Genomic DNA, 7788 nt, shown 5'->3' on the forward strand with positions numbered 1-7788 from the left:
TGCGACGACCAACAATGGCATCACCACCGAGCAGGACAAGGACAGCTTCACCTATACGGTGACCGACGCCCACGGCAACACCACCACCGGCTCCATCCTGGTCGACATCGTCGACGACATTCCGACGCTTGGAGCTTTCACGCCAGGTACGATCCCCAACGAGGTCGGATCCGTCAACGGCTTGTTTGACTTCGTAGCGGGAGCCGACGGGGTCAATCATTTCAACATAGCAGGACCGGCGATCACGGGGATTAGCTACAGCACGACAGTCCAGAGCGACGGAACGACAGTGCTGCTGGCCGAAACCTCCACTGGGACCGATATCTATTCACTCACCTTGCATCCAGATGGCACCTACGCGTTTGCCCTTATCACGCCCGATGCAGCAACAACGGTAACTCAAACACTCACGGGGCTGTCGCCGGGTGGTCCGACACCTTTCCTTGAAACGCCGGATGGCCTGATCGAGTTCACCGGCACTGGCACCGGCGTCAACTCTTCGACACAGGGCTTCGGTGTCGCCGATCAGTTTATTGAGAAAGATGAAAACTTCACCATGGAGTTTCACACCTCCTCAACCGCCGGAAACGATGCTCCGACGCTGAATCCGAAGTTCATAGGCAGCCTCGATTTCGCCGCAACCGGCAACAGCTCTGGTTCTGTTTCGTGGGTAGCAACCAATTCCGTTACCGGCGACACCCGTAGCGGAACGGCGACAGTTACGAACGGACATCTCGTCATCGACCCTTCGATCGACTTCAACCTAATTTCCATAACCGGTGACGCCGGTTCGAAAATCAGGCTGTCTGCCGTCGACATCTCACAAACGATACTGCCATCCGACACCACCTTGCATTTCCAAGTCAGTGCGGTCGACGGAGACGGCGACGTCAGTGCGACCCAGTCACTGGACATCCATCAGGTAGCTGCAAGTTCGGGTGGATCCTTCACCCTCCCCGGCTTTGCGGGAACGGTCAACGACGTGATCGCCGGCAGCACGCATATCGATACGATCTCAGGCGGAGCCGGCACCGACATCGCCGACTATACCGGCAGCGCGGCGGTCTCGATAAACCTGACAGATGCCGGTGGCGCCGCCGGTGTTCATGGCACCCCCAGCAATCCGAGTGATGGCAACATCACCGGGGGCGATGCCACGGGAGATACGCTGACTGGCATCGAGGGCTTGATCGGCGGTTCCGGCGATGACTATCTCTACGGAAACTCCGGCGCCAATTACCTGGCCGGCGGATTGGGCAACGACACGCTCAGAGGCGAAGGCGGCGCCGACACTTTGATCGGCGGCGCCGGCAACGACCTGCTGGTCGGTGGTGCCGGGAGTGACACGCTCACCGGCGGGACGGGCGCCGACACGTTCAGACTTGAGAACCTCGACATCAAGGATCTGATCACGGACTTCAATGGCGGCGACGGCGACAAGATCGACCTGACAGCGCTGTTCGACTCGACTCCTGCGAATGTCGGCAACTTCGTCAACTACGACGCAGGGACCGGCGTGCTGAGTGTCGACACGAGCGGATCGGGAGATCCGGCCAATTTTGTCCAAGTGGCGGAACTCACGAACCACCCCGCGGCCAACACGATCACGCTGCTCTACGACGACGGCATAACCCAGCATCAGACAACGGCAAACGTGGTGTAACGCCATAGCGCACAACCACGCGATTATGTTATACGTCGCTAATATTTAGGGGAGCTCAACATGAAACGTTCTGCAAGACTGCTTGTTTCCGCTGCGACGCTGTTGCTGGCAGTCGGGTCGACGGGGTATGCCGCCGACATCATCGATGGTCCGACGGGCGACTATTGCCGTGTCGTCGGCACCTCCAACCTGGTGCTGAACGACAACATCGTCGATCTGAAGCAGGAGGTTGTGAAGTTGATGGACGAGTCGGTTGCCGTCGCCAACAGCTCGGAGTGGATCAACTCGTCGCGTCCCGTCTTCGTCTGGGCGTCGGAGGCCAAGGTCGCTTGCGGCAAGGCCTATGGCTACCTGAAGACGAACTACAAGGACGAAGACACCCTCAACAAATGCGAGTGTTTTCACGATCGCATGGTCGAGTACATGCACTGACCGGATAGGCGAACCGACGCCTGTTGGCCATCATGACAGCCGACGGATCCTTCCTGAAGGCGGTCGCGGGCGCGATCGTGTTGTTTGGCTTTGTCCAAACGGTCACGCCGGCCAGTGCCAACTGGCTGGAACGACCATCCGTGAAACCACAGCTTTCGTCCGGCCTGAAGCAACCAGTGCGCTGTGATCCGGCCACGGAGTGGACCCGGCAGGCTTTCAAGGCATTTGCGAGTTGCCAGGCATCGATCTATGGCCTGGAGCCGATGCTGGCGCATGCGGTGATGGAGATCGAAAGCGGCTTCGATCCCGACGTGCAAGGCGGTGACGGCGAAGTCGGCCTGATGCAGGTGATGCCGGCGACGGCCAGGATGCTCGGCTTTCGAGGTTCACTGGACGATCTGAGCGCGCCGGCGGCCAACATCGCGCTGGGGGTCAAATATCTTGCACAGGCCAACAAGCTCGCCGCGGGTGATCTCTGCACCACCGTCATGAAGTATCGCGCCGGGCACAATGAAAGCCGGTTCTCGGCCCTTTCAGTCCGCTACTGCCAGCGTGCGCGGGCAATCCTGGCAAGGGAAGGGATCGAAGTGACCGGGCCTTTGCCGGTGGCGACGTTCGGCTTTTCCGCATTTTCGCCAGGCGAGGAGGGTGGAGCCCCTGCCCAGGCAAAGGGCGTCTGCGTGCGCCGCGTGTTCGTGCCCGGGCCGCGATACATGAAATGCGCCGACTATCGAAGTGCCGGGCAAGCAAGGCAGATCAGGGCGCTCAGAGGCAGGCTGTTCGGCGGCTAAAAGAACTACAGACGGCACTGCAAGTCCGCCGTAACATGCGTTGAAGACCAGACCGGGAACAATATCCGGCGGCACATAGGGGTGGAGCATTCATGGAAGCTGGCCGACAGGTCCACCGTCCGCGGACATGGGCAATCGCCTTGGCGCTCGCCGCGATCGTGTCGGGCTGCCAGTCGAAGGGCGGCGTGTCCGAAGTGCTCGATCCGGCGGCGGTTACCGCGCCTGCCGGGCAGAACGGCGCCGCCGGTGCCGGTCCCGTCCAGGCGACCCAGTCGCTGGGCACCGGGTCGACCAAAGTCACGATGCTGCTGCCGCTGTCCGCCCCTGGAACGGCCGGGGAAAACGGCAGGAAGATGCTCGATGCGACCAAGCTGGCGATGACGGATATCGGCAACGGATTGCTGGCGCTGACGGTAGAAGATACCAAAGGCGACAGCGCACTGGCCGGCAAACTGGCGGTTACGGCCATTACGACGGGGTCTAAAGTCGTCATCGGCCCGACCGAGCTGCCGGCGGCCCAGCATATTGCCACGCTGTCGGGGTCGAAGCGGCCACCGGTTCTGGCGCTCGCCGACAATTTCGCCGGCGGCCCCGGGGTCTATGCCGTGCTCCTTGGCGAAGCGGACAGCGCCGCCGCGGGCGCCGCGGGACTGGCCGCGAAAGGCAGCAAGAAGTTCGTACTGCTTGTCGCGGATGGCCCAAACGCCGGCGCCATGGAGAAGCGGGTCGCAAACAGCCTCAGCATCTACGGCGCGGCGCTCGCGGTCACTCTCCGATATTCTGCCGGCGACGGCGCGAAGACGGTCGACGAAATGGGCTCACTCGTGGACGCCCCTGACGCCGTCATCGTCGCCAGCGGCAATGGCAGTCCGTCGCCTGTCCTTGCCGCCCTCAAATCGAAGGGCATTCCGGGAAAGACGATCTCCGTCGTCGGGACGAACCGTTGGCTGGAGCACCCCATGGATCCGCTCTTCGAGGGGGCGTTTGTCGCCACGCTCGATCCAGGCGAAACCGGGCCGATCGCCGACCGCTTCAGGACGACATACAACTATCCGGCTGACGTCAATGTGGCCTACGCCTATGATATGGTTGCGCTGACGGCAGGGATTGCCAGCGCGGTCGGGCCCGATGGTTTCAGCAAAAAGGTTCTTGAGAATCCAAACGGCTTTCGGGGGTCGACCGGCCTGTTCCGGTTTCGGGCCGACGGATCCAGCCAACGCTCGATGCCGTTCTATCGGATTGAAAAAGGTGCGCTCAAGCTGGTTGCCAAATCGACGTCGGGTTTCTGACCGGCGTAAATCCCTGAGATCCTGTTCAAGCTGATGGCCAGGCCGGGCCGCAGCCGCTTGGCGATCGCACTTGGAAGCCTCCTGCTCCTGGCGGGGATACTGCTGATCATTCAGGGCGGGGCGTTGCTTTCGGTCGATCGGCCTGTCCGTGCCCGGTCGCGGGATGTTGACGATACCCAGCCTGTCCGACCGGTTGCACCGGTTGCCGGCGCACAACGCCTGGAGCCGGCGCGCAAGGTTGCTCAAGACCTGATCGCTCCACCACGGCTTGATCCCGCTGAGATCGAACGGGCCGAGCCCCGTCCGCCGCTCAGCGAGCTCGGTCTCGCCGTGCCCCCGAAAACGCCGATGCCCAGGGATTGGCGGGAGGTCTTGCTCTACCGCCCGGTTGTCACATCATCGGCGATGTTCGAAGCCATGGGCCGCAAGGTGTTCATCAGCGGAGTGCGAGGCATCGATCTCGACAGCTCCTGCTCGTTTCATGACGTCACCTGGCCTTGCGGCGTACGCGCCCGCGCCGTTTTCAATTCCTGGCTGAGGGGACGCGCGCTGCACTGTTTCGTACCGCCGGACGTCGAGCGTTTTGCCGTCGCCGCACCGTGCAGGCTGGGCAAGCAGGATGTTGGCGCCTGGCTTGTCTCCAACGGCTGGGCCACGGCGCTGCCGAGCGGCATCTACGGCAAGGCGGAGGCGACAGCCAGGGACGCGGAGATGGGCATGTTCGGCCCGGCACAATAGGCTGTCATTCAATCCCTGATGTTTTGTTTGTTAACCGCCACGGGCGCAGCCTTGATGGGGTCATCGCGCAATCGATTAAATTGCAATGTTCCTTGAAACTGAAATTGCAACACACCGGCCTTATACAAGCCCATCCACAGGAGATCGGCCAGTGACAAAGACTATGGCGAGCACCACCGACCAGGCATGGAAAGGCGTCGCTTTGCTGACCTTTCTGGGAACCGCTGCAATCCTGGGCGTTTCCGTCGGTCTCAATTATCTGCTTCTGTTCTCGGAGGCGCTGACGCCATTTGGGCGCAGCATGGTCACGGCAATCCTGTTGCCTGTCGTTCTTGGTGTTCCGCTTTTTCTGTTCGTTGGATTGAAACAGATCGAGCTTCGTCGCTATCGCCGGGAACTCGACAAGTCGGCAACCTTCGACACCACGACCGGCTGCCTGAACGGAGCGGTCTTCACGTCGATGGTCGAAAAAAGAACCGCAAGGCCGTCGGTGCCGGGGCCGAAATCCGGCGCCTTCCTGGTCATCCATTCGGAGCATCTGCGGTCCATCAACCTGCGCTTTGGTCTTGAATGGGGCGATCAAGCCTTGCGGCTCATAGCCTCAACCATACAATCGTCAGTGCGCGCGGAGGATCTGGTTGGACGTATGGGGACGTCGATGTTCGGGGTTTTCCTCGCCGGCGCGACCGAAGCAGAAGCCAGGGAAATCGGCGAGCGTATCAGGGCGCGCATCGCACAAGTCTATTTCGCGCCAAAAGGCACCGAGGATGCCTTGACGGTCAAGGTCGGCGGCGTGGTGTTCGAGAACCAGGTGGAGTTCGCGGACATGTTCCGGTCCGCCGAGCAGCGCATGGCCGGCGTCCGGGACGGAGCGGCGTTTGAGCTGACGCATCTCCATAGCTGATAGTCGCCGGGAAGCAGAGCCATTCGGAACCCAGGGGAAGTGTCGGATGCGGCCGCCGTCACGCGGCCGCCGCGGTAACCCGTGAAGACGCCGCCCAGGTTTCGGCGATGGCGACGATCGCCGCGTTGATCGGTCCGCTCGGGATCGCCGGCATCACCGAGGCGTCGACGACAAAGGCATTGTCGAAGCCGTTCAGCCGCAAGTCGGGATCGACGATGGCCTCGGTGTCAAGACCCATCCGGCAGGTGCCGGCCGGATGGTGATGGGTGGAAGCAGCCCTGGCGATGAAAGCATCGAGTTCGGCATCGGACTGAACCGGTGCGCCTGGCAGGATCTCCGTATCGCGCCATTCGTCCAGGGCCTCATGATGGCCGACCATGCGCGCCCGCTTCAACGCCATCCTGAATGTCGCGCGATCGTGTTCGGTTTCCAGATAATGCGGATCGATGACCGGCGTATCGTTGCGGCCCGGCCCGCTCGGTGTGATGCGCCCGCGGCTTGTCGGATGAGTGACGCCGCAAAGGATGGTAAAGGCCGAGCCATAAAGCGGGGCATTCAGGCCCTCGGCCGCCGACGGAGCGACGACGCAGGCGAGCACGATATCGGGACTTCCCATGGAGCGGGTCGGGTCGTCGCTGTGCAGATACATCAGCGATTCGGAGTGCTGCAGGCGGGAAGGCGGCACCGGCTTTTTGGTGCTGTAGACATTTCCAAGAGCCAGCAGATGATCCTGCAGGTTGCGGCCCACCTCGCTGCGATCGGCAAGGCAGCGTATGTCAGCCTGCTTCAGCGTATCCGGGCAACCAATGCCCGACCGCATGAGGATGAGCGGCGTGGACACGGCGCCGGCGCAAAGGACAATCCGGTCGGCACAGAGCGTTCTGTTCTGGCCCTCGCAGACCACGCTCACGCCCGTGACCCTGTGGCCGTCCAGAACCAGATGCTCGACCTCGTGGCCGGTGAGCAAGGTCAGGTTCGGCCGCGCCATGACCCGCGGCGGCAGATAGGCGTCGGCGACGCTCAGGCGCTTGCCGTCGCGTATGTTGAGTGAATTGGGGCTGGTGCCGACCAGCTCGCCGCTGTTGTGGTCGCTCAGGGCGGGGGCCCCCATGGATCGCCCGGCGGCGATGTAGGCACGCACGACCGGACTGACCTCGGCGTCCGGCAGATAGACGTCCAGCGGGCCGCTCTTGCCGCGTGTTGGCCCGTCGAAGGCGGTGAAGGCTTCGCTGCGGATGAAGCCCGGCAACAACCCCCGATAGGACCAGCGCTCGCCGCCGGCTTGCACCCAGGGTTCGAAATCATCGGGATGGCCGCGCACATAGGCCATTGCATGCAGGCAGCTCGAGCCGCCGACGATTTTGCCGCGCGGCCATTCATGGACGCGGTTGGCGGTGAAGGGCTGGGGCACGGTCCGGTAGCTCCAGTCGTAGGCGCGGCCCTGGAGCATCGTCCATTTCAGCGGGTCGGCGATGTCGGGATCGGCCGGCATCGTCCCGGCCTCGATGAGGCCGACCTGGCACGACCGGTCTTCACTGAGACGGCTGGCAACAACCGAGCCAGCGGATCCCGCGCCGATGACCAGCACGTCGAAATGACGTTTCAATTTGAAATTCCCCGCACAGGCTCGATGTCAGAGGTGATGCGATCACGCGGCAAAGGCGCCGGCATTCGACCGTTCCATGATCTGTCTCTGCACCGACAGAAGGTGCGCGCGCATTGCGGCCTCTGCCGCTTCGGGGTCGCGCTGCGAGATCGCTTCGGCGATCAGGCGATGCTCGCCGTCGCGGTGGGCGATCCGCTTGGGGCAGGTGGGTGCCGCGGTGCGCGCAACCTTCACTCGCGCATCGACACCGACCTGGCGCAGCATCTTGTAGAATTCCGCGGCGAGATGGTTGCGGGCTGCGGCAACGATCGCGAGATGGAAAGCGAAATCGACCTCACCCGACGGGGCGTTCTCCGGCGTGGTTG

8 protein-coding genes are annotated in these 7788 nt (G+C 62.5%); 6 read left to right on the forward strand and 2 right to left on the reverse strand.

The features are described from left to right. The 6 genes from EN932_RS08195 to EN932_RS08220 all read left to right on the forward strand — a co-directional run. The coding region (locus tag EN932_RS08195) for a calcium-binding protein (RefSeq protein WP_164890444.1) at nucleotides 1-1663 on the forward strand (1663 nt) is incomplete at its 5' end. Nucleotides 1664-1723: 60 nt separating this feature from the next. Next, entirely contained in the window at nucleotides 1724-2095 is a 372-nt protein-coding gene (locus EN932_RS08200) for a hypothetical protein (RefSeq protein ID WP_127384699.1), read from the forward strand. Between the two features lie 32 nt (nucleotides 2096-2127). Beyond that, nucleotides 2128-2886, forward strand: a complete 759-nt coding sequence (locus EN932_RS08205) for a transglycosylase SLT domain-containing protein (protein ID WP_127369435.1) — start codon at nucleotides 2128-2130, stop codon at nucleotides 2884-2886. A gap of 140 nt (nucleotides 2887-3026) precedes the next feature. Then, on the forward strand, nucleotides 3027-4175 hold the full coding sequence (locus EN932_RS08210) for an ABC transporter substrate-binding protein (RefSeq protein ID WP_245465013.1): 1149 nt from the start codon (nucleotides 3027-3029) through the stop codon (nucleotides 4173-4175). Nucleotides 4176-4232: 57 nt separating this feature from the next. Further along, nucleotides 4233-4913 (forward strand): thermonuclease family protein, encoded by a 681-nt coding sequence (locus EN932_RS08215; protein WP_245469201.1) that lies wholly within the window; start codon nucleotides 4233-4235, stop codon nucleotides 4911-4913. Nucleotides 4914-5064: 151 nt separating this feature from the next. Then, nucleotides 5065-5817, forward strand: coding sequence for a GGDEF domain-containing protein (locus EN932_RS08220; protein ID WP_127369433.1), 753 nt, complete (start codon nucleotides 5065-5067; stop codon nucleotides 5815-5817). A 58-nt stretch (nucleotides 5818-5875) separates the two neighbouring features. Here the strand turns inward: EN932_RS08220 and EN932_RS08225 are convergent, their stop codons facing one another. Both EN932_RS08225 and EN932_RS08230 read right to left on the reverse strand, forming a co-directional pair. Next, nucleotides 5876-7423: a GMC family oxidoreductase N-terminal domain-containing protein gene (locus tag EN932_RS08225; protein WP_164753513.1), complete on the reverse strand. Its 1548-nt coding sequence runs from the start codon at nucleotides 7421-7423 to the stop codon at nucleotides 5876-5878. A 42-nt stretch (nucleotides 7424-7465) separates the two neighbouring features. Further along, nucleotides 7466-7788 (reverse strand): FCD domain-containing protein (locus EN932_RS08230; RefSeq protein ID WP_164890445.1); only part of this gene is annotated, 323 nt, incomplete at its 5' end.

It is taken from the genome of Mesorhizobium sp. M7A.F.Ca.US.002.01.1.1 (genome assembly GCF_004022955.1).
In the GTDB taxonomy this organism is placed as follows: Bacteria; Pseudomonadota; Alphaproteobacteria; order Rhizobiales; family Rhizobiaceae; genus Mesorhizobium; species Mesorhizobium ciceri.

What these genes read in the sequence shown, in the direction of transcription:
- EN932_RS08200 (WP_127384699.1), top strand. Translation starts at nt 1,724, where the DNA reads ATGAAACGTTCTGCAAGACTGCTTGTTTCCGCTGCGACGCTGTTGCTG.
- EN932_RS08205 (WP_127369435.1), top strand. Translation starts at nt 2,128, where the DNA reads ATGACAGCCGACGGATCCTTCCTGAAGGCGGTCGCGGGCGCGATCGTG.